Source organism: Rhizobium laguerreae (assembly GCF_019778565.1).
In the GTDB taxonomy this organism is placed as follows: domain Bacteria; phylum Pseudomonadota; class Alphaproteobacteria; order Rhizobiales; family Rhizobiaceae; genus Rhizobium; species Rhizobium laguerreae.
Genome location: NZ_JAAXQT010000010.1, coordinates 33,527 through 55,884 on the forward strand (window position 1 = coordinate 33,527; position 22,358 = coordinate 55,884).

Sequence of the window (22,358 nt, forward strand, 5' to 3'; positions counted from 1 at the left end):
CCACTCTCGATATCGCCTGTGAGGATTGGCAAGGCGCTCGTTATGGCGCCACGCCGAAGGCCGGCTGTGGTTTCTGGCGGGCGAGAGGCGGGAATGCCAGCGCTATCGCCGCGGCCCCCAGCCCGACCATCGCGGAGCCGATGAACAGCCAGGAATAATTGGCGAAAGTGTCGAAAATCCAGCCGCCGATCAGAGGGCCGAACGCCATGCCGAGGCTGGATAGCATCGTCGCTGCGCCCAAGACGGTACCAATGATGCGCTGGCCGAAATATTCCCGCGCCAGCACCGCATAGAGCGGCATCACGCCGCCATAGGCGCTGCCGAAGACGATGGCGAGTGCGTAGAATTCGCCGAGCTGGCTGACGAAGAGATAGGTCGCGAGCGCGACTGCCTGCACCAGCAGGCCGGCGACCAGCACCGGCTTCACCCCGATCTTGTCGGCAAGGCTGCCATAGAGCAGCCGGCCGCCCAATCCCGCCAGACCCTCGACGCTGTAGATGCTGACGGCCGCCATCGGTGCTACGCCGCAGATCGTCGCATAGCTCACCATGTGGAAGATCGGCCCGGAATGCGCCGCACAGCAGGCAAAGAAGGTCAGGCCAAGCACGATGAATTGCGGCGACCGGAAGACTTTCGACAGTTGCGGCCGCGCGCCGTCGATGGCGAACGCGTTTCCGGTGTCAGTGGTCTCCGTTGGCGGGCGCCTGACCAGCAGCGCGGCCGGCACCAGCAGCACCCAGGCGGCAATGCCGATGATCAGCATGGCCGGCCGCCATTCATAGGCCGAGATCAGCCAACGCGCGAAGGGTGAGATGGTCATCGGGGCAACGCCCATGCCGGCCGAGACCAGCGACACCGCAAGGCCGCGATTTTCATCGAACCAGGCGGTCGTCGCCGCAATCATCGGCGCGAAAAACGTGCTGGCGGCCAGCCCGACGAGGATGCCGTAGGTCAGTTGGAACTGCAGCAGAGTTTCGGCCCGGCTCGCCAGCACCAGCGCCAGGCCGAGCAGCACGGACCCTATCAGCACGACCACGCGCGGGCCGAAGCGGTCGCTTGCCGCCCCCCAGAAGAAGCCGCCGAAACCCATGACGATGAAATTCAGCGTCATCGCGCTCGCGATACCGACACGCGACCAGCCGGTCGCCGTTGCAATCGGCTCCTGAAAGATCGCCAACGAGAACATCGCGCCGAGCGCAACGCATGTCATCAATGCGCCCGCAGCGACGATGACCCAACGATAGGAAACACTCATGGCTTCATAACCTCCATGCCGACAGAGTGACCGCGACGCATGCGACAAACCTACCGCATTTCGCGCCTGCGATCTCAAGACGTTTGGGCCGCGGCGGATTCGACAGCGCATTCACATCTTTTTTAAGTGTCGAATCGGCAATGGCCCTATCGGCAATGCGCTCTGATGCTCGAAACTAGTCCAACCCCAGTCTCTGAAACAGCTCGGCCGGTGCACCGTACCGTTCGATGACTTGCCGCATAAGACGCAGCATTCGTTCCCGCTCTTCGGGCCGGTCTTGCCAGAGGTCGTGCTTTTGGCCTGGATCATTGCGTCGATTAAATAGCAGCGGCTGGCTGTCGAGGTTCCGCCGGTCACCGGGGCCGTCGGGAGTGATGGGAATTTTCCATTGCGGCATGTCGATACCGGGAATGTAGCGCCCATGATCGACCGGCTTGTCCTGCGGCTCGATAGTGGTCGGCACCATGGTCGAGTAGGCGTAAAGCGGCTTGTCGCGATCCGGCGGCTGGATCAGCGTCCATTCGCCATCGGTGCAGCAGATGCCTTGCCCGAATGTGCCGTAAATGACGGCGTTCCGCGTGTTGCTGGTATCTTCCTTGAGAAGCGGCAGAAATGAATGCGAGTGCGTCTTTCGTGGCGGCTCGACGCCGGCGATCGCCAGGATCGACGCGAAGAGGTCGACGGTCGACGTCAGATTTTGAATCGCGCCGCCATTGGCCTGGAAGGCGGGGTGCCAGACGAGCAGCGGGATGTTCGCGTGGCTGTCGAAATGCGGGAATTGCTTGCCATAGCCGCCGCGTTCGCCGAGATCATGTCCGTGATCGGTGGTCACGATAATGGCCGTGTCGTCCCAGAGCTGGAGTTCGTCCAGGGTGGTGAACAGCTTGCCCAGCCACCGGTCCGTCATCGTCAGCTTGGCGCCATATTGCGAGCGAACGAAAGCCAGTTCCTCGGGGCTCGCCTGGCTCATGAACTCCGCCTGGCGTGCCGCATCCTGATATGGCGGCCACAGCGTGAAGCGGTCGCGTGCCGCACCGTCGCCGTACATCGATGCATAGGGCTCCGGCACATCGAAGGGTTCATGCACGTCGAAGGACTCGACCTGCAGGAAGAACGGCTTTCCAGTCTTCGGCTTGGCGAGCCATTCGCTCGCTGATGTCATCACCTTGGCAGGAAAGAAATCGGCCTCATCCTTGAAGTTCGCGACATTGGAAAAGTAGCGATGACCATAGCCCGGGCGCCATTTCTCAATATTGTGCGCCCATTGCGGCAGATCCGCCTCCGGCACGAGCGGCTCCCAGAAATCCAGCTCGTGCCCTCGAATGAATTCCGCACCCTGGAAGCTCTGGATGTAGCCGTTCGCCGACTCCTCCCAGTAGTGATAGTGATCGGTGACGATCGCGGTTGTGTAACCCGCAATCTCCAGAAGTTTCGGCAGGCGTAGGTCGAAGGGTTCGAGCGGTCCCCAAGGGCGCCATTGCATGCCGCTGAAGCCGGCGAAGATTTCACGTCGCGCCGGCATGCAGGGCAGGCTGCCGACGAAGTGATTGTCGAAACGCCAGGCCTTTTTGGCGAAAGACTGGAGATTGGGCGTCGCGAACTCGGTTCCGCCATAGGCCGAAAGAGCATTGCGGTTAACGCTGTCGATAAGCACGAGGATGATGTTCATGGAAGGACCTTCGATGTTCGTTCGAGGCTTTCACACCGCTACAGCTTCACCGCACCGGCCGCGAGATCGGAGACGAGCTTTCGCTGAAGCAGCATGAAAAGGACAAGCGTGGGCAGCGTCGATATCACCGATGCCGTCATCACCAGATTCCATTGGGTGGTGTATTCGCCGAAGAAGCCGGCAAGCCCGACCGGCACGGTCTTGTTTTCGTCCGCTGTCATCAGTGTCAGGGCAAACAGAAATTCATCCCACGCCGACACGAAGGCGTTGACCGCGACCGTCACCACACCCGGCCAGGCGATCGGCAGAATGACCTTGAAGATGATCTGGATCGTGGAGGCGCCGTCGAGCTTGGCTGCCTCGTCGAGATCCTGGGGAATCGTGTCGAGATAGCCGAGAAGCAGATAGATGGCGAATGGCAGGTTCATCGCTGTATAGGACAGAACCAGGCTCAGCGGATTGTTGATCAAGCCCACGGCGAAAAACATCGAGTACAGCGGCGTGATCAGGATCACGTAGGGAAACAGCTGCGTGCAGATCACCAGGATCAGCAATAGGCCGCGGCCGCGGAAATCGCGGTTGCGCGAAAAGCCATAGGCGGTGATCAGCGAGATGGTAACGGCGGCAACAGTCGAGATCGTGCAGACGACGAGGCTGTTTCTGAGGTAGTTCGGGAACGGCGAGTTCTGAAGGAGCGTGTAGTAGTTTTCCAGGGTGACGCTGGTGAACAGGTGAAACGTCCGGGTGAAGATTTCGTTGTCCGGGCGGAAGGAAATCAGCACCACCCAAATGAATGGGAATGCTAAAATCAGCAGCAGGCCGAGACCCAGAATGACGGTGATCAGGTCCCTGGCGAACCTGATATGCCGTGCTCGATGCGTCATTGAAACATTCATGACGAAGCTCCTCGTTTCCCGCGGGAGAGAACCCCGAGGTAGATGAGCGCGAAGGCGAACATCATCAGGCTCATCAGAACGCCGATGGCGGCACCCTCGCCGACGCGATAGTCGACAAACGAGACCGTGTACATCTTCGTGGCCAGAACCTGTGTGTAGTCGCCCGGCCCTCCTCGGGTGGCGAGCCAGACATAGACGAAATTGTTGAAGGTCCAGATCGTCGTCAGCAGCGCGACGACCGCGATCACCGGCTTCAGCATCGGCAGGATGATGCGCAAATGGATCTGAAACTCCGACGCGCCGTCGATGCGGGCGGCCTCCCTGAGTTCCCTCGGAATCGACTGCAGCGCCGCGAGGAAGGTGATGATGACGAAAGGGAGCTCGCGCCAGATCAACATGGTTTCGACCGCGCCCCAGACCGTCGACGTCCTGGAAAGGAACGGAATTCCCCTGTCGATGAGCCCAGTCGACAGGAGAAACTGGTTGACCGCGCCATAGCGCGGGTCAAGCAGCCACTTCCAGGCGGCGACGGCGACGACCGGCGGCGTTACGAATGGGACAAGGACCAGCGACCGGACGAGCCAGCCGATGCGCCATCTGGCAAAGACCTCGGCGTTGAGAAGGATCGCCAGCGCAAGTCCGAGTGCCAATCGAATGACGACCGTCACGAATGTCAGCAGGAAAGCCGTGTTGAACAACGCGCCGGCAATTCCTTCATCCTTGAGGACGGTGGCAAAGTTGGCAAAACCGACCCACCGACCCTCCTTTCCCAGATCGAAAAGGCTGAGGTCCTGAAAGCTGAGCGCGATATTGTAGAATGCCGGGCCGGCGAAAAAGATTGCCAGGATGAGCATCGCCGGCATGACCAGGCCATAAGGCTCGAAGTGCCAACTCCGGAATGATCCTCGTCTTTCGGCGCGCTTGGCCAGCGCGCCGTCCGGGTTTGCGGAAACAGACATGGTCAGCCCTTGCCGCGGGCGAGCAAGTCGTTGAGCTCCCTGATGATGACATCCGCAGCCTCATCAGGATTGCGCTGCCCGGAGAATACGGCGCCGAACTCACGATTGATGAGGGCTGTCATGCTCGACACCTTGATCGGGGAAGAGATGTAGCGCTCGAAGGTCTGCGCCAATGGAAGCATCGTCACATAGCCCTGCTCGGCCGGCGGAAACTGGAGCTGTGAAAGCAGCGACTTCTGCGAGGGATATTGGTTATAGGTTTTGAAGGTCTCGGGGCCGACCAGATATTTGACAAACTCCCAGGCCTCCTTCTGATGCTTGGTGTTGGGATTGACGCCCAGCGCACGTCCGCCAAGATGGGAGATGCGCTTTGCCGTCCCTTTCGGGATCGGTGCCGTCAGCAGCGGCTTGTCCGATTGTTTCTGGGCGGCCCTGAAGGTTTGCGGCGGAAAGAAAGTGATCGCGCAATCGCCTCGGCCGAGCCCGCCGATCAGTTCGGGATCGCCCCACGCATTTACGGTGATGAGATTTTCCGGCGCCGTTCCGTTCACGAAAAACTGGTTGAAATAGTTCATCGCCGCCGCCAGTTGCTCCGGCGTCACCGACACCTTCCATTTCCCCGGGCTTTCCTCCGTGACCAGGGTCGAGCCGTTGCTCCAGAGGTAATAATTCACAAGCGTCCACATGCCGCTGTCGGGTGCGCTGCCCGCGGGGAAGCAGAAACCGTATTGTTCAGTTTCGCCACCTTCGGTGGTCAATTTCTTGGCAGCTGCCGCAAGATCGTCCCAGCTATCCGGAAAGCTTGAGACACCTGTTGCCTGCAGGAGATCTGGGCGATAGGCCATTGAGAATGTATCTGCCGTCCATGGCAGGCCGAAGATTTTGCCGTCGAGGGTGGCGAGGTCGAGAGCCAGAAAATCGTCGGTGCCGGCTCCCGGCGCCTTCGATTGGATGAGAGGACTGAGATCGAGAAGCAGCTTCGATCGCGCCAGATCACGCGTCCACACGAAAGCCAGCTGCTGAACATCCGGTCCCGCACCGGCAGGAATTTCGCGCGCCAACTGGGCAAGCGTATCACCGCCCGACATCGTCTCCAATTTGACCTGGACATCGGGATGACCGGAGTTCCAGGCGTCGACGGCGGCAATCAGGCCTTGAATTTCGGTCGGAGGATCGAATTGACGAAACGTCAGCTGGACCTTTTCCTGCGCCGCCGATGGAACGATCGCAAAGATCATCGACGCCGCCGTCGTCACGGCGAAAATCAGCGGCCGGCCTATGCCATTTTTAAACATCGGTTCCTCCTCCTTCTATCCCCATCCCGCGCCCCGATTTCCTTGTCGAAGGCTTATTCTTCTGTGTCGAACATCCGTCGAGAACGTGCTCGGGGTACGAAACTCCACGCAATGAAGGGCTTTCGCAGCACTTGGCACGCCCGAATTAGTCTACTATTGTTGTGTACAATGTGGCGCAGATGGCGCTGAGGTCAAATGCAAACATGCTATATGTTATGCATAATTCGCATAGGGAGAGAGACGGATGCGGGAGCTACGTCAATTCGTCGAAGTGGCAAACCAGCGATCGATCTCGCGTGCCGCCAAGAAGCTGAATATCTCGCAGCCGGCGCTTTCCCGGGCGATCCGGCAACTCGAAGACAGCTATGGCGTTCCGCTGTTCAACAGGACCGGAGCCGGCGTCGAATTGAGTGTTTACGGTTCAGCCCTCTATAGCCGGGCGGTGCGGATATTGCCGGCGCTCGATGAAGCGAAAGAAGAGATCGAACATCTTCAGGGCCGCGCCAAGGCCGTCATTCGGGTGGCCACCGGCGACCTTTGGGGGCTTGTCATATTGCCGGGGATCATAAAAGCCTTCAGCCGGACGCATCCGGGTGTCGTCGTTCATGTCGAGATAGCCGATGACGGAACGCGTTTCGAGGGGATGCGCCATGGCGTCTACGATCTCGTCTTCGGAACGCTCTCCTACAAATATGAAGCCGTCATGCAGGTCGAGTTCGAAACGCTGGTAAGGCAGGCGACCTACATCTACTGCGATAAGGATCACCACCTGGCCAAAGCGGCGGCTGTCACCCTTGATGATCTTCTGCGTCAGCGCTGGATCAGCCCCGGCTACGGAGACGATGAAGGACCTGGTCAACTCGAGCGTCAGACCCGGGACTTTGCGGTACGCGTAGATTCCATGTTGCAGGCTCTGTTGATCATGCAGGGTTCGCCGCTGGTGATGGCCGCCTCCAGCGGCTTCGAGAAATTGTTCGGTGGGTTCGGGATCAAACCCGTGATGTTCCAGGACCACGGCCGGGTACAGGAATCGGGCGCGATCTATTTTCCGCGTGCGCTCGAAAAATCTCCGGTCCGCGACTTCCTGCGTTTGGTGCGTGGTTCGATGCCGTTGTTGGAGCTACCTGAATTCTCGCTCGCGGAAACCGCGTGATCAAAGCGTGCGAAACATCACCAACGCGTCGACATAACCTCGCGTCGGATGAAGGAAGACGCCAGGAAGCCGGCCGACGATATCGAAGCCGAGAGATTGCCACAGCGCCACCGCGCGTTCGTTGCTGCTGACGACGAAATTGAACTGCATTGCCCGAAAGCCCCGCAAGCGGGCATGGTCCAGGGAATGCTCATGCATCAGCCGGGCGACGCCACGGCCACTCGCGGCAGCATCGGTCATGTAGCCGCAGTTGCAGACATGCCGGCCGCCGCCTGCCTGATTGGCCTTGATGTAATATGTGCCGAGGACCGCGCCGTCCTCTTCGGCGACGAAAGTCTCGCGGTCCGGTCCCATCCAGTAAGCCAGCGCATGGGCTTCGCTCAGATCGCGATCGAGCGCATAGGTTTCGCCGGCGCGGATCGTCGGACCGATGATCCTCCAGATGGCGCTTCGATCGTTCTTGTCTGCGGGTCGGATCAGCATGGCCGATCTCTAACGAAACCGGGCGCCCGGCGCAACGGGTCGGCAGCCTCCGGCAAAAAGCGCCCCGACCTCAAACCCTTTCAAGCGCTATCGCAATCCCCTGCCCGACGCCGATGCACATGGTGGACAGCGAATATTGTCCGCCGGTCTGCAGAAGCTCGAGCGCTGCCGTGCCGGTGATGCGTGCACCCGACATGCCAAGCGGATGGCCGAGTGCGATCGCGCCGCCATTGCGGTTCACCCGCGCATCATCATCGGCGATTCCGAGCGCGCGCAGCACCGCCAGCCCCTGGCTGGCAAAGGCTTCGTTGAGTTCGATCACGTCGAACTGATCCGCGGTCATACCGAGCCGTGCCATCAGCTTGCGCGAGGCCGGGATCGGCCCGACACCCATCACTCTTGGCGGAACCGCGGCAGCCGCGCCGCCGAGGATGCGGGCGATCGGCGTCAGGCCGTATTTCCGCGCCGCCGCTTCCGAAGCGACGATCAGCGCCGCCGCGCCGTCATTGACGCCGGAGGCATTGCCTGCCGTCACCGTACCGCCTTCCTTCTTGAAAGGTGTCGCGAGTTTCGCCAGCGTTTCGATCGTCGTCGCCCGCGGATGCTCGTCCTTGTCGACGATAACAGCATCCCCTTTGCGCTGCGGAATGGTCACCGGGGTGATCTCCTTCGCCAGCCGTCCGTTCGCCTGGGCGGCAGCCGCCTTCGCCTGGCTTCGCACTGCGAAGGCATCCTGGTCTTCGCGGCTGACATGGTAGTCTTCGGCGACATTCTCGCCGGTCTCCGGCATGGAATCGACGCCGTACTGCTTCTTCATCAATGGGTTGACGAAGCGCCAGCCGATCGTCGTGTCATGGATTTCAGCCGCCCGTGAAAAGGCCGTCTCGGCCTTCGGCATGACGAAGGGCGCCCGCGACATGCTCTCGACGCCGCCAGCGATCATCAGCTCGGCCTCGCCGGAGCGGATGGCGCGCGCCGCCGTGATCACCGCATCCATGCCGGAGCCGCAGAGCCGGTTGATCGTCGTGCCGGGAACCGCGATCGGCAGGCCGGCTAGCAGAGCAGACATGCGCGCGACATTGCGGTTGTCCTCGCCCGCCTGGTTGGCGCAGCCGAAGATGACGTCATCGACAGCGTCCCAATCGACGGCGGCATTTCGTTGCATCAGCGCCTTCAGCGGAATTGCGCCGAGATCGTCGGCCCGCACCTGGGACAGCGAGCCGGCGAAGCGGCCGATCGGCGTTCTGACATAGTCGCAGATAAAGGCTTCGGTCATGGCTTTTCCTCAGAGTTTGGGGACAACAAGGTCGGCAACCGGGCCCTCGACATGCAGCGGCGCGCCGGTCATCGCCTGCAATTCCTCCTGCGACATCGCGGCCAGCTTCTCGCGCAGGACGAAACGTCCCTTGACGATGTCGATGACGGCATGGCTGGTATAAACGCGGGTGATGCAGGCGACGCCGGTCAGCGGGAAGGTGCATTTCTCCACCAGCTTGGGCTCGCCTGTCTTGGTGACGTGCTCGGTGATGACGCAGACCTGCTTGGCGCCGTGCACCAGGTCCATGGCGCCGCCGACGGCCGGCACGCCCTTGCTGCCAACCCGCCAGTTCGCAAGGTCGCCGCTCTGGGCAACCTGATAGGCGCCGAGGATCGCGACGTCGAGATGGCCGCCGCGCACCATGGCGAAGCTGTCGGCGTGATGGAAGAAGGCAGCACCCGGCTTCAGCGTCACCGCTTTCTTGCCGGCGTTGATCAGGTCCCAGTCCTCTTCCCCTGCCGCCGGCGGCTCGCCGAAATTCAGGATGCCGTTTTCGGTGTGGAAGATCGCCTGACGGCCGGGCGGCTGATAGCGGGCGACCATTTCGGGAAAACCGATTCCGAGGTTCACATAGGCGCCGTCGGCAATGTCCTGCGCGGCGCGCCAGGCGATCTGCGCATTGGAAAGCTTGATGTCTTCCCGGGTGTTGATGGGGCTGATATCGATGGTCATACGTAGGCCACTCCGGCTCGAATAAGCTCTTCTTCCTGCTGGGGATTGGGGACAGCGACGACGCGGTCGACGAAGATGCCTGGCGTCACCACCTGCTCGGGATCGATGCCGCCGGCCGGTACGATGGATGAGACCTGGACGATGGTCTTCGCCGCCGCCATGCACATCAGCGGATTGAAGTTGCGGCCGGCCTTGTTGTAGGTGAGATTGCCCTGAATATCGCCGATCGCAGCCTTCACGATCGCGAAGTCGGCCTTCAGCCAGCGCTCCTGGACATAATGGCGGCCGTCGAATTCGGCAATGACCTTGCCCTCGGCAAGCTCGGTGCCATAGGCGGTCGGCGTGTAGAAAGCCGGGATGCCGGCCCCGCCGGCGCGGATGCGCTCGGCAAGCGTTCCCTGCGGCACCAGTTCGAGCTCGATTTCGCCGGCCAGATATTTATCCGTGAAGGCGCGAGGGTCCGACGAACGCGGGAAAGAGCAGATCATCTTTCTGACCATGCCGGCATCGATCATCGCACCGATGCCGATGCGCCCGTTGCCGGCATTGTTGTTGATCACGGTGAGGTTTTTGGGGCCCTTGTCGATCAGGGCATGAATGAGCTCGATCGGTGCGCCCGAGCCGCCAAAACCACCGATCATCACGGTCGCGCCATCACCGATCTCAGAGACGGCTTCCGCCGTGCTCCCGACTGTCTTGTCCATGCGGGATCTCTCCTTGGCTAGAAGCGGCCGGGAAGCTGATCCCGTCCTCCAGCGTCAGGCATAAGGCGCGGCGGACGTGACCGCAAGAAATTTGTGCGTTATTTGATTTTTGTTCATATACCGCACGGGCTGGCCTTTAAGTCCCAGATCAAGATTGACAGGTATGCTGTTTGTTGTGCCGCTAGTATCGGAAGGATTGAGGCCCATCTCGGCCCCAATCCGAGCATTGCCATGGATTCAATCACGAAGCCGTTGCGGCGCCAGCGATTGCGTCTGCGCATAGGCAAGCGGCGAACGGTTGCCAGGCAGGTTTTCGTCAAGGATCAGCGTTTTGATGTCGTCGGAGCGGACGTCGAGCGCGATCACTCGTTCGAGCTTGTCCAATGACCAGACTGAATAGCCGAGCGCCCGCGAATAGCCGCAATCGCATCCGCAGTCGTCGCGGGATATCTCTGTGGCCTTGACCGGGAGATACATGATCCGCGGCTTCGGCAGCTTGTAGCAATGGCCCTCATAGGCATAACCATAGATCACGCCAATGCTGACCATCTGGACCCTGCCAGGATCAATCAGAATGTAACAGTTGCCCACCTTGAGCTTAATTTTGTCCGAACCGCTATCCTCGGTTGGCTTTACTTGAGCCCCTTGAGTCGGATGAGCGTCTGTGCCGGGCTGACAAAATTCATTTCGCCCATAGAGACGGACCTCGCTGGGATTGAATGGCACTTTACCTGTGCCAATGAACGGAGTCTCAGAGCAGCAACTCATTTCCCCTCTCCTTTTCTGGCTCACCTCGAGCCGATAATTTCACGCCATGCAAAGTTTTCCTCTAATTGTGCGGCAGTCGCTACATCCGCCGCCGAGATGATAGCCCGCGCGGCGTCCCTAAGCCGCATCGTGTCTGGATCCAAGCTATGAAGTGCTCCGCCGATCGCCCTTCCCACTGAATCCCTTGCCTTGGTCAGGGCCAGCTTGAAGAAGAGCGGTCGGTCCCGAAAGGCCGCCGCCGTCGATTGCCGGAACCAATCTAACTCATCCAGCGTCAGATCGCGAAGATCGACGGAGAGAAGACGGTGATCGGCGCAGCCGCTGGCAACCAACTCCCGATGGTAGAGTTCAACGATCGCATCGAAGATCGCACCGAGGAAGGGCAAGGATCGGTCATGAACCTCGCTTGTGACTTCCGACATGCGTCGGAAGTTGGTCGCAAGGCGGATCTGCGTCTCCGGGCTTGTCTCGGCAAAGCGGTTGAGCTCGTTATAGAGAAGGAGGTTCCCCTTTGTCCTGCGCAGCAGGCGGTCAATGGCGGAATCGAAATGCAGGAACGAGATCAAGGATATGCTGTCCGACATGGCTTCGGAGAATGGAAAGAAATCTGCCTCACGAGAAAGAGTATCGGGAAGCCCCGTTTGCGAGAGCGTGATGAGATGACCGATCTCATGGGCGATCGTGTCGAAATTCAGCGCATAGGGCGATTGCTCGTCACCCACTTCCGAGTAACCGAGTTCGATGAAACCAAAGCCCGCTTGCGCGTTCTTCCACCGAACAAGGGGGACAATTTCAAGCCGCGGATAGAAATCAGAGAAGAACCAATGCATTGGTCGTGCGAGATAATTGCGCCAGACATCAAGAACGAAATGAATGCAAGCAAAGGCATGGGCGCCCAGATAATCCCGCGATCTCGGGTCGAGGCTATCAAAGTGGCGATCCGGGCCTGACCGAACCGGCCGTCGTTGGGGACCACGGTATGGAGGTAACCCACCAAAACGATAAGGCTCCTTGTCGAACAGCGGATCCGCGACATACATCGACATGTCGCTAGGTCCATCACCGATCTCGTCAGGCAATATCGACAGCAAGACGCGATCTGGCTGCTCATATCCAAAGATAAAGGGCGGCTGAGGAAATATCCAGAATCGAGTCCCAAGACTGGGCTCAGACTTTCTAAGTGATATGTCAGGAGACAATTCCATAGCTCAACTACTCAGTTAGATGAGTTATATGGCAACAACTTAAATTAGTACTTGCTAATTAAATTGATGTCAATAGATCCAGCTTCAAGATCGCGCAGGAAGGTATTGGTTACCGTAAAAGACAACCTCGCAGGCTTGTGTTTCGACAAGCCTGGCGCCAACCGTAGGGCAAGGCGCGCATCGGCTTTCTTCTGTGCGATCAGATGGCTGCGTAGCAAGACCGATCTTTCCGCTGGCCATTGTGCTGCGTCGAGCACCTTTCGAACTGACCGCTCACGAAAATTAAGCCGTCGAGCTGCGGCGATACCTGCATCCATTTCGGATTTCGCAATCAGGCCACGTCGAAAGAGCGCGGTAAAGGTGCGCTGCAGGTCCACCAGTGCTTCGGTCAAAGCCGTGAAGCCGAGTTCCGCGGGACCGCATTCGACCGCGACTGCATCTTCCGCTGTCAGCGGCCAACGCCTGTACCATCGATAGATGAGACCGACACCGATCATTCCGAATGGATGCAGTTCGGCGGCCCGGAGCGCGCCCATGCTTGCAGCCCCGATCATCACGATACCCTGGGATAGCGCCCAGAGAATTTCCTTGTGACGCACCGCCGGCCTGTCCTCGAAAAGACCATCGATCAAGACCATCGCTTTCGGGCGAAATGCGTGGGCGGCAAGAATGATGTCTCCCTGCGAAACGGGCTGCAGGTAGATGGCGTCAAGAGTGCGTTGCGCGTCCGGCAAGCGGAGGGTCGGACCGAGAAAAACGAGTATTGGACCGTTCGTTTTCTGATCCATCCCGGACCCTCACCGCTCGACTGTAAAAGGGCGCATGCCCGCAAGTACCGTTCGCACGCAATGAATGTGAGGGTTGTTCTCGGACGCGACTGGAACGGCGAGAACGGGGCCTAGACCGGCAGAAATGATCCTTTCCAGGAGATCGGCAAGGCCGGCAACCGCGGGCAAAACGCCCACAAAATCGATCGATGGAGCACATTCATCAAGAATGAGATCGCGGGCATCGGCAAGCATAGCGCTGCTTGGCCTCGCATAGTGTTTCCGCGTCTGGTCGTCTCGCGCGCCAGATATTGCTCCGGCTCGGGCGGCCAGCGCTTCAAGTAACGCACCGAACGCCGCTTTATGAAGATCGAGACCGGCACAATAACCCTCCGTCGGGAGAGCCAATACGGGTTCGCCTTTGCCGGCTTCAATCGTCTGGCACCAGACGACCGGAATACGTGTCGGCGAAAGGGCGTACCAGAAGGCAGCCGATATTCCGAGTTTGGCCACGTGCGAGAGAACATCCTGAACTGCTGTGCCCAATTCCGATAAGGGCAGTCTCATCCGATCCATGAAGCCGTGGGTTTTGAATGCCCGGGCAATCGCATCCCGCTCTATGCATTCCAGCAACCCATGCCGCAACGCGCCAAAATCTGACCGATGGCATGCGAGGCCAGCCGTGGTGCGCAGAAAAACGCCATCATGGCGTGGGGGCGGATCGGTATAGATCGTGTGCACAAGCTCAAACGGGATGGGCGCAGTAGCGCCGGTTGCCATATCAACACCCATGATCCAGTCGATCTCGCGTTCACGCCAATTCGTGCGGGAATCAGCAAGGCAGAAATCATCGAAGGAACCAGCGCCAACCTCTAGCCTTTCTGCAGTCGATAGGAAGACGCGGGACGCGGGGATTGCCTCGGCGTAAAGGCGCTCGAACGATTCCATGACCGCTCCGATCGCGGCAGACGCCATGGACATTCCACGGCCGAGCGAGGTGACTTCCGACAATGCGGCCGGTCGTATGGCCTGAACGACCGGAAATCCGATTCGATCAAGGCCGGTCAGATCGGCGACGCGTGTGATCCGGGCTCGGCGGCAAAGCGGCAGCAGGGAGCGGAAATAGGCCTCGGCGTCCCGAGGGTCCGGTTCCGGCGATACGAGAGACATGTTTCCGTTCATGATGTCGGCATAAAATGCCGAGAGCATTTCCCTCCCGTCTTCGGAAGAAATTTCAGAGCTCGCCAGCAAGGCCAAGCTCCTTCGCCGATCGTTGCGACCGGTGCAGCAAGGCAACCGCACCTTGCTCTTGCGCAATGACGATCGCAGTCCTCAGATCCGGCAGGAGAGCCGGCTCTTCTACCTTGGCGCACGACAGCAGCAATGCGCGACGGCGGTGAAGCTCGGCCAACCAATAACCATGGCCTGTCGCATTCGCCTCCCGGATAGCTTCGGTGGCGACCTCGATCGCTGTTTGGTACTTCCGCGCCTGGCCGAGCATGGTCGCATGCATGTAGAGGTAGATCGGCAGATCGGCGACGGTTCCGAGCTCTCTCAGAAGCGCCAAGCCTGCGCGGAAGATTTCGTGGCCGCTGGATAGGTTTTCAATGTGCGCAGTCGCCCATCCGCGAAAGAGCATCGCGAGTGCCGATAAGGATTGCAGTTCGTGCTTTTTCGCAAAATCGCCCATCCTGCCCGAAATCTCGATCAGGCGTGCATGGTCGTTGCGATAGAACGCCGATACCGCCTCGGTATCCAGCGAGTGCGACTTGCTCGGCATATGCTCGATCCGATCCACAAAAGCGACCATGTCTGCAAGTGCCTTGCTGGATTCTTCGGTCTGCCCCGTCAGCCAGAGCGACAGCGCAAGCTGTCCGAGACCACAAACCTTGGCATCATGGCCACCAAAGACATTGCGGCTCGCCTTCGCTGCCTCATCGTCGTAGAGAGCAAGCCCCGCTCGTATCGCCTTTTGGGCCTCCCCCTGCCTTCCGACATTGAACTCGATTGCCCAGATCGAATGGTTGACCTGCAGTTCGATTTCGCGATCGGCGATTCCGGAGAGCATCGCCTGGACTTTACGGGCGCGGCTGTGCATCTCCATGAAGTTTTGCCCGGTCAACCACCAGCCCCAATAGAGTGGAAACCACTTGGGCTGATCTTCCTTCGGCTGACGGCGCGCGATCTCGACGCCTTTTTCGTAAAGGATTCGCGCCGGTGTCGAATTGGGTCCGACCGTTGCCGTCAGCAGCGGTCCGAGCACCGTCAACACCGAAAGGTGCAACTCATCGGAAACACCTTTGGGCATAGTCTCGCAAAGCGCTAGGGCTCGTTCGAGATGGTGGCGCGCCTCCACCATTGCCGATCGGCTGGCGTGCTCCTTTCCGGCCCTCATGAACGACAAAACCGCATGCTCCGGAAGGCCGGCAGCCTCTGCATGCTCGGCAAGCGCACCCGTATCCAGCCAACCCGCGATGGCGCGATTGCCGTTCGCGGCCATGAAGAGGCGTCGGTGGAGAAGCCGGCGTTGCGTTTTCAGCAGACCGTTGTAAATCGTCTCCTGGATCAAAGCGTGGCGAAAGCCGTAGGCGATGCCGCCATGGGCACGCACGCGGGTCAAAAATCCACTCTCGCATAGAGTTTCAGCAGCATGCAGGAGAGATTTCCTGCTCGCTTCCGGCAACAGTGGGCGGAGCAGCGAAACGGTAAAACGATCCCCTGCGACGGCCCCGGCGCGCGCTACATCCCTGGCGGAACCCAAATTCTCGAGCCGCGAATTCAAGATCCCCTCGAAGGCGGAAACATGATTACGGGACGCATTTGGCGGCACGCTCATTGCATCTTCGGCAGCAGATTCGAATGCCCATTGGCATATTTCCTCGATGAAAAGCGGTACGCCGCCGGATATGCGTTCGCTCACTTCAAGCAGCTGCGGCAACGCCTCCTGGCGATGGTTTGGCCATCGCGCGGCGATCGCCAGCCGCGTTTCGTCATGGTCGAGCGGGCCGAGCGAAATATGTTCTGGTTCGCCCTCATCGAATAGGCTGGCATGGCGGTTCTCTCGGCTGGTGACGATCAGCAGTGCGGGAAGCGTCGGCACGAGCCGCGCCGCTTCGCGAAGCAGGTACTCGGACGTAGGGTCGATCCAATGAATGTCCTCCACTGCAATGACCAGCGGTGTTTGTCCGCATATGACGCTCAACACTTTTGACAGCGCCTGCCGTGCGCTTTTCTGGATTGCCTTGGGGGAGCTGTCGGAAAAAGCTTCATTGCGCCCATCCGCGCCGAGCAAATGGGAAAATATGCCAATCACTTGCGGATCTTCGACACCATGGCGCGCGAACTGGGCGGCGACCGCGTCGACCGTCAGCCGCCCGCCATCCGCAGCATCGGAACGGCGCTGGGAAAAACTATTCACCAGCGGGTGAAGCGTCGAGCGAAACCCTCCCGGCAGGCATTGAAAGAACAGCGATCGGGCCGGCTGCGCATGGATCATGCGCCGGGCTTGCCGTAACAACCGCGACTTGCCGATGCCAGCCTGGCCTGTGATCGCAAGGACCTGGCCCTTGCCTCCGACGGCTGCGTCCCAGGTCTTCTCTATTCGGTCAAGCTCCGCGACGCGGCCAACGAACGTGCCGTCCAGCCTTCCGAAGGCGTGGAAGCGGTCGAGCTCCCGTCTGTGGCCGATTGCTCTCCAGACATTTTCAGGCTCGGAGAAGCCTTTCAACATGCGTGTGCCTTCCGGAACGAAGGCGTGTGAGCGGCCGGCGAGGTTCCGGGTCTCTTCTGAAACCAGCACGCTGTCGGCTTCAGCGGCGGCCTCGAGCCGTGTAGCAAGCGCAAGTGCCGCGCCCGTGACCGGCTCATGTATCCAGTTCTGCAGCTGCGCATCCCGGATCAGGGCGACCGATGTCGCGACACCCACGCGCACGCGCAGATCGTCTCGAACAAGTTCATGCGCAAGGCGCTGACAGGCTTTCACGATTTCAAGGCCGGCACGGATCGCAGCTGACGCGGCATCCCTCGGTCCAAGCTCGATCGGGAAAAGCGCAACTCCACCGTCCCCGGCTTCGACGCGGACGACACCGGAATTTGTCGTAATCGCTTGCCGCGCCGCTTGCTGGAAGGCGGCGATCATATCCTGATAGTCCTCAATATCCATCAGATTGAAGAGATTGGTGGAGCCGATCAGGTCATAGCACAATGCAGTCACGACCCGCCGCTCGCCGCCATGTTGGGAAGAACGGCTATCGTCACTCGAAACGTCTGTGGATCGCCCCTGCTTATCGATTGGCGTGTCGCGACTCATAAGCGGCTCCTGCCTTCCGAGTATCGATAATCACGCTATTTCGGGCGATCATATCACGGCTTATCCGGGTTGTCGGCTGGGAATGTGGGAGGTGTTTCCAACGAAATCGTCAACGCTGCAGCTGTAACCCCCGCTACGAACATTCAACGCGCCGATATGACACCTGCGGTGTCTGGCTGACTGCGCCATCGCTCTGATGAGCACTGGCTCTAGCTAGGCCAAATCTATTGGCGCAAAATGTCCAAATCAAATAAGGATCGGTTCCAAGTGACGCAGAGAAACTGTCGTTAGAAAACTGCGCAAGCGCCAAACCAAAAGAGCATCAATAACCCGACCCATGCGCGAAACGGATTTTGTCAGCGGCTTTGCCCGCGGCCTGAAGGTGATCGAAGCTTTCGGTGAAACGCGGCAGCGGCTTTCGATTGCCGAGGCCTCGAAGCTGACGGAGCTTGACCGCGCCACCGCGCGCCGCTCGCTGCTGACGCTCGCCGAGCTTGGATATGCCGATTATGACGGCAAGTTCTTCACGCTGACGCCGAAAATCCTGCGTCTTGGCCATGCCTATCTCTCGGCGACGCCGCTGCCGGCGCTGTTGCAGCCGCATCTCGATCAACTCTCGGAAAGGGCCGGCCAGAGCGCCTCGGCCTCGGTGCTCGACGGCACCGACATCGTCTATATCGCCCGCGCCTCGCAACGCCGCGTCATGTCGATCAATCTCACCCCCGGCAGCCGCCTGCCCGCCTACTGCGCCTCGATGGGCCGCGTGCTGCTCGCTGCCCTTCCAGAGAGCGAGGCACGCACGATTCTCGCCCGCAGTGAGTTGAAGCAAAACACGCCGAATACCAAGACCGAGCCGGACGAGCTGATCGCCGAATTCCGCCGTGTCCGCACTGAGGGTTACGCCATCATCGATCAGGAGCTGGAAATCGGCCTCTGCTCCATTGCCGTGTCTGTCGACAACGACCGCGGCGAAACGGTCGCGGCGATCAATATCGGCGCGCCGGCCGCCCTCGTTCCCGCCGCGGAAATGAAGGAACGCTATCTGCCTCTGCTGAAGGAAACACAGGCAGCGTTGCGGCCGCTGCTGAGGCGGTGACTTCGTTGCGGAGCGGCCCCGGTCAGAGCCGGGGCCGATCGTAATCGGTCAATGCGACAGGTCGAGCGCGGCCGTCAGGTCGCCCATTGGCGGCCGGTCGTTATTGCGCAGCGCCTTGTCGCGGGCGATGACGCCGGGCAGCACCGCCAGATCGTAGCGCGGTGATGAAGCGGATGATCGACCATGCCGCCCTTGGCGAAGGGCGAGATGATGAAGGCCGGAATGCGGTTGCTGAGGACGGAAACGCATCTCGCGACCGTTGCTTGAGAATATGCAATCAGTGATTTATATGCTGTCATTGATGAATGGAGGCAATGATGGCCAGCATGACGATCCGCAATCTCGATGATGCTTTGAAGCAGCGGCTGCGTGTTCGCGCCGACACGCATGGCCGGTCAATGGAAGACGAAGCACGCGATATTCAGCGTATGGCACTTGCGACTACCGAGCCGGTGGCGAGCAATCTTGCCGATACCATTCGCGCCCGCTTGCAATCGGTCGGAGGGGTGGAGCTCGAAATTTCGCCCCGGCAGCCGATCCGGGACGCGCCGGACTTTGACGCGTGATCGTCCTCGATACCAACGTCATTTCGGAACTGCTCACGCCGGCGCCGAATGTGGGTGTAATCGAATGGCTCGGGGCACAACATCCACTATCGGTATTCACGACCGCGATTACCGAAGCGGAAATTCTATATGGCTTGCGTCTCCTTCCTCACGGACGGCGTCGGAGTGATCTCGAGGCGGCAGTCCTGCCGATATTCAATGAAGACATGAGTGGCCGTGTCCTGCCATTCGATCGTGACGCGGCAGACGTCTATGCCATCATTACCGATCGCCGCAAGGCTGGCAGGCCGATCAGGCAGTTCGATGCGCAGATCGCAGCCATCGCCATTTCGCGCGGCGCTTCACTCGCAACGCGCAATTTGTCCGATTTCGAAGGAATAGGCTTGCAGATCATCAATCCGTGGACGGACCACTAACACCCTCGCATCGCAGAATTCTAAACCGTCCAGGTCAGGCACGCTCGACCTAATCATTCCACTTGATGTATCATAATTTCCGATATACATCATTTCATCGGAAATACTGGGGGAACGATGGAACGCTCGTTTTTGACGATTGCCGCCGGCGAGAATAACGATGCGATACGGGCGCTTTCGGCACCTGCGCGGCTGGAGATGCTTAAGCTGCTTTGCGCCAAAGGGCCGATGAATATCAACGATATCGCGCGTGCCCTTTCTCTTCCTCAATCGACTGTCGCTACCGGGATCCAGATTTTGGAAGACGCCCGGCTTGTCGATTCCCAGCTGACGAAGGCGCGCAAGGGAAACCAGAAGATCTGCTCGGCGATCTACAGCGAAATTCTGATCAGCTTCGAGGAAAGTGCCGCCCAGAGGGCCAACAATATCATCGAAGTCGAGATGCCGGTCGGGCTATATACCAGCTGTGACGTCCATGCCCCTTGTGGTCTCTGCTCGACCGAGAGCGTCATCGGTCCTCTCGATGTGCCTGACTACTTTCTCGACCCGCAGCGCATGCAGGCCGGGCTCGTCTGGTTCGGCAGGGGCTATGTGGAATATAAATTCCCCAACAATGCCAAGGTGTTGAACAAGGATATCCGCGCCATCGAGTTTTCGCTGGAGCTGTCGTCGGAAGTGCCGGGCACCAATCCGGACTGGCCTTCCGATATAACGCTCTGGGTCAATGGAATGGCGATCGGAACCTGGACGTCCCCTGGCGACTACGGCGACAAGCGCGGCGCCTTCACGCCGGCCTGGTGGAAGCTCGAAGGCTCGCAATATGGGATGATGAAGACCTGGCGGATCTCGACGCGCGGCACCTTCATCGACGGCGTCGCCGCCTCGAATGTCACGCTCAGCGATCTCGCGCTTGCCCAGCACTCTTCCATCCGGCTCCGGGTCGGCATCGCCGAGAATGCCGGCCATACCGGCGGCGTGAATATTTTCGGCCGCGGCTTCGGAAATCACGGGCGCGACATCATCATGCGACTTCACGTCTGAAAAATCAAAATCGGAAATCTTGATTTAAATATCACGATTCTTTCCAGTTTCGGCTGCCGATAAAGTCTCCCAAGCAACTGAAACAACACAATTTTCTCTGAAATCCATATTAGTATGATTAAATTCGCAACTTGGTTGACAGAACAACATTCCTGATATCAAGTTAGAGGCAAGAAAACAAAATACCTGATATATAAACGGGAGGATCCGTTGAAGACGAACGTTGTGGTTCACCGCGATTTCCGCATCGCGACCATCGATTCCAGGCTTTACAGTTCATTTCTCGAGCATCTCGGCAGGGCGATCTACGGGGGCATCTATGAGCCCGGTCACCCGACCGCCGACGAGGACGGATTCCGCCGCGATGTCCTCGATCTGGTGCGTGAGCTCGACACGCCCTACTGCCGTTATCCGGGCGGCAATTTCGTCTCGGCCTATAATTGGGAAGACGGCGTCGGCCCGCGTGCCGAGCGCCCGGTTCGCCTCGACCTTGCCTGGCGCACCCGTGAAGCCAATCAGATCGGCGTCAACGAATTCGTCGACTGGTGCAAGAAGGCGAATACCAAGCCGATGCTTGCCGTCAATCTCGGGTCACGCGGCCTGGATGCCGCCCGCAATTTCCTCGAATATTGCAATCATCCCGGCGGCACCTACTGGTCTGATCTGCGCCGCAAGCACGGCTGGTCCAATCCGCACGATGTCAAATTGTGGTGCCTCGGCAACGAGATGGATGGTCCTTGGCAGGTCGGCCACAAGTCGGCCTATGAATATGGCCGGCTGGCGGACGAGACGGCGAAGGCCATGCGCGGCTTCGACAAGTCGCTCGAGCTCGTGGTCTGCGGCTCGTCCAATTCCGACATGAAGACCTATCCCGAATGGGAAGCCCAGGTTCTCGAGCAGTGCTATGACAGCGCCGACCATATCTCGCTGCATATGTATTTTGCCAACCGTGAGAAAAATACGCTCAACTATCTCGCCCGCGCGACAAAGCTCGACCGTTACATCACCACGATCGGCGGCGTGATCGACTACATCAAGGCAAAAAAACGCTCGAAGAAGACGATCGGCATTTCCTTCGACGAATGGAATGTCTGGTATCATTCCAACCAGCAGGACAAGGAGATCCTGGCGCGCGACGAGTGGCCGGATGCCCCGCATCTCCTGGAAGATATCTATAATTTCGAGGACGTGCTGCAGGTCGGCGGCATCTTGAACACCTTCATCCGCCGCTCCGACCGGGTGCGCATCGCCTGCATCGCGCAGCTCGTCAACGTCATCGCCCCGATCATGACCGAGGACGGCGGTGCGGCGTGGCGCCAGACCATCTATTACCCGTTCTATTACGCCTCCAGATATGGCCGTGGAACGGCGCTCCAGCTGGTCGTCGATGGCCCGACCTATGACAGCGACGAGGAGAACGACGTCCCCTATCTCGACGTATCGGCAGTCCATTCCGAGGACGGCAAGACGCTGACCTTCTTTGCCGTCAACCGCCATCCGAGCACGGCGCTCGATCTCGATGTGCGGCTGGAAGGCTTCGGAAGCGCCCGGGTGGTCGAGCAGGTGGAAATGACCCACGGGGACCTGGAAGCCGTCAACACGGCAGCGCGGCCGCAGACGGTCGCCCCCGTTGATGTCGAGAGTGGAAAGATCGAGGATGGACGGCTGCGGGCGGCGTTGAAACCGTTCTCCTACAACGTCATCCGGCTGTCGGTTTGACAGCTGCCGCCGGGTAGCCCATTTGGGGCACGCCCCGGCTGAAGATATTCGGCTCGCTGCGAGGAGG

The 22,358-nt window shown here is 59.6% G+C and carries 19 protein-coding genes and 2 pseudogenes; 6 read left to right on the forward strand and 15 right to left on the reverse strand.

The genetic code is table 11. The features are described 5' to 3' along the window. Window positions 1-40: 40 nt before the first annotated feature. The 5 genes from HFO71_RS26920 to HFO71_RS26940 all read right to left on the reverse strand — a co-directional run bounded on the left by HFO71_RS26920 (window position 41) and on the right by HFO71_RS26940 (window position 6,074). Window positions 41-1,255, reverse strand: a complete 1,215-nt coding sequence (locus HFO71_RS26920; RefSeq protein ID WP_221988620.1) for an MFS transporter — start codon at window positions 1,253-1,255, stop codon at window positions 41-43. A gap of 175 nt (window positions 1,256-1,430) precedes the next feature. Next, a complete protein-coding gene (locus HFO71_RS26925) occupies window positions 1,431-2,924 on the reverse strand; it encodes a sulfatase (RefSeq protein ID WP_206988775.1) in 1,494 nt (497 codons plus the stop codon). 38 nt (window positions 2,925-2,962) lie between these two features. Next, window positions 2,963-3,820 (reverse strand): carbohydrate ABC transporter permease, encoded by an 858-nt coding sequence (locus HFO71_RS26930; protein WP_221988622.1) that lies wholly within the window; start codon window positions 3,818-3,820, stop codon window positions 2,963-2,965. Then, a complete protein-coding gene (locus tag HFO71_RS26935; RefSeq protein ID WP_206988771.1) occupies window positions 3,817-4,779 on the reverse strand; it encodes a carbohydrate ABC transporter permease in 963 nt (320 codons plus the stop codon). The genes HFO71_RS26930 and HFO71_RS26935 overlap by 4 nt, the downstream gene beginning before the upstream one ends. A gap of 2 nt (window positions 4,780-4,781) precedes the next feature. Further along, entirely contained in the window at window positions 4,782-6,074 is a 1,293-nt protein-coding gene (locus HFO71_RS26940) for an ABC transporter substrate-binding protein (RefSeq protein ID WP_206988769.1), read from the reverse strand. A 244-nt stretch (window positions 6,075-6,318) separates the two neighbouring features. On the opposite strand from HFO71_RS26940, the gene HFO71_RS26945 reads away from it, so the two are divergent. Next, window positions 6,319-7,227: a LysR family transcriptional regulator gene (locus HFO71_RS26945; protein ID WP_206988767.1), complete on the forward strand. Its 909-nt coding sequence runs from the start codon at window positions 6,319-6,321 to the stop codon at window positions 7,225-7,227. Here HFO71_RS26945 and HFO71_RS26950 read toward each other — a convergent pair whose 3' ends face one another. From HFO71_RS26950 to HFO71_RS26990, 9 genes and pseudogenes are all read right to left on the reverse strand, one after another. Further along, a complete protein-coding gene (locus HFO71_RS26950; RefSeq protein ID WP_206988765.1) occupies window positions 7,228-7,710 on the reverse strand; it encodes a GNAT family N-acetyltransferase in 483 nt (160 codons plus the stop codon). Between the two features lie 70 nt (window positions 7,711-7,780). After that, entirely contained in the window at window positions 7,781-8,986 is a 1,206-nt protein-coding gene (pcaF, locus tag HFO71_RS26955; RefSeq protein WP_025397831.1) for a 3-oxoadipyl-CoA thiolase, read from the reverse strand. A 9-nt stretch (window positions 8,987-8,995) separates the two neighbouring features. After that, complete coding sequence (locus HFO71_RS26960; protein ID WP_168286826.1) at window positions 8,996-9,700, reverse strand: CoA transferase subunit B; 705 nt, start codon at window positions 9,698-9,700, stop codon at window positions 8,996-8,998. Next, window positions 9,697-10,404 carry a 3-oxoacid CoA-transferase subunit A gene (locus HFO71_RS26965; RefSeq protein WP_221988624.1) on the reverse strand — a complete coding sequence of 236 codons (708 nt, stop codon included), beginning with the start codon at window positions 10,402-10,404 and terminating at the stop codon, window positions 9,697-9,699. The genes HFO71_RS26960 and HFO71_RS26965 overlap by 4 nt, the downstream gene beginning before the upstream one ends. A 237-nt stretch (window positions 10,405-10,641) precedes the next feature. Then, window positions 10,642-10,950: pseudogene (locus tag HFO71_RS26970) on the reverse strand (hypothetical protein); the annotation flags it as partial. Between the two features lie 242 nt (window positions 10,951-11,192). After that, window positions 11,193-12,377 (reverse strand): gluzincin family metallopeptidase, encoded by a 1,185-nt coding sequence (locus HFO71_RS26975; RefSeq protein WP_168286824.1) that lies wholly within the window; start codon window positions 12,375-12,377, stop codon window positions 11,193-11,195. A gap of 44 nt (window positions 12,378-12,421) precedes the next feature. Further along, a complete protein-coding gene (locus HFO71_RS26980; RefSeq protein ID WP_221988626.1) occupies window positions 12,422-13,165 on the reverse strand; it encodes a TfuA-like protein in 744 nt (247 codons plus the stop codon). Between the two features lie 9 nt (window positions 13,166-13,174). Next, on the reverse strand, window positions 13,175-14,353 hold the full coding sequence (locus tag HFO71_RS26985; protein WP_221988743.1) for a YcaO-like family protein: 1,179 nt from the start codon (window positions 14,351-14,353) through the stop codon (window positions 13,175-13,177). A gap of 25 nt (window positions 14,354-14,378) precedes the next feature. Next, entirely contained in the window at window positions 14,379-17,453 is a 3,075-nt protein-coding gene (locus HFO71_RS26990; RefSeq protein WP_221988627.1) for an ATP-binding protein, read from the reverse strand. 337 nt (window positions 17,454-17,790) lie between these two features. On the opposite strand from HFO71_RS26990, the gene HFO71_RS26995 reads away from it, so the two are divergent. Then, window positions 17,791-18,549 (forward strand): IclR family transcriptional regulator, encoded by a 759-nt coding sequence (locus tag HFO71_RS26995; protein WP_221988629.1) that lies wholly within the window; start codon window positions 17,791-17,793, stop codon window positions 18,547-18,549. 48 nt (window positions 18,550-18,597) lie between these two features. Here the strand turns inward: HFO71_RS26995 and HFO71_RS27000 are convergent. Continuing rightward, a pseudogene (locus HFO71_RS27000) lies at window positions 18,598-18,779 on the reverse strand (acid phosphatase); the annotation flags it as partial. Window positions 18,780-18,866: 87 nt separating this feature from the next. Between HFO71_RS27000 and HFO71_RS27005 the strand changes: the two are divergent. The 4 genes from HFO71_RS27005 to arfA all read left to right on the forward strand — a co-directional run bounded on the left by HFO71_RS27005 (window position 18,867) and on the right by arfA (window position 22,291). Next, window positions 18,867-19,115, forward strand: coding sequence for a FitA-like ribbon-helix-helix domain-containing protein (locus HFO71_RS27005; protein ID WP_077980279.1), 249 nt, complete (start codon window positions 18,867-18,869; stop codon window positions 19,113-19,115). After that, window positions 19,112-19,531, forward strand: a complete 420-nt coding sequence (locus tag HFO71_RS27010) for a type II toxin-antitoxin system VapC family toxin (protein ID WP_206988756.1) — start codon at window positions 19,112-19,114, stop codon at window positions 19,529-19,531. Before HFO71_RS27005 ends, HFO71_RS27010 begins: the two co-directional genes overlap by 4 nt. A gap of 117 nt (window positions 19,532-19,648) precedes the next feature. Next, window positions 19,649-20,572: an ArsR/SmtB family transcription factor gene (locus tag HFO71_RS27015; protein ID WP_026158376.1), complete on the forward strand. Its 924-nt coding sequence runs from the start codon at window positions 19,649-19,651 to the stop codon at window positions 20,570-20,572. A 210-nt stretch (window positions 20,573-20,782) separates the two neighbouring features. Beyond that, window positions 20,783-22,291 carry an arabinosylfuranosidase ArfA gene (gene arfA / locus HFO71_RS27020; protein ID WP_132614838.1) on the forward strand — a complete coding sequence of 503 codons (1,509 nt, stop codon included), beginning with the start codon at window positions 20,783-20,785 and terminating at the stop codon, window positions 22,289-22,291. Window positions 22,292-22,358 lie beyond the last annotated feature (67 nt).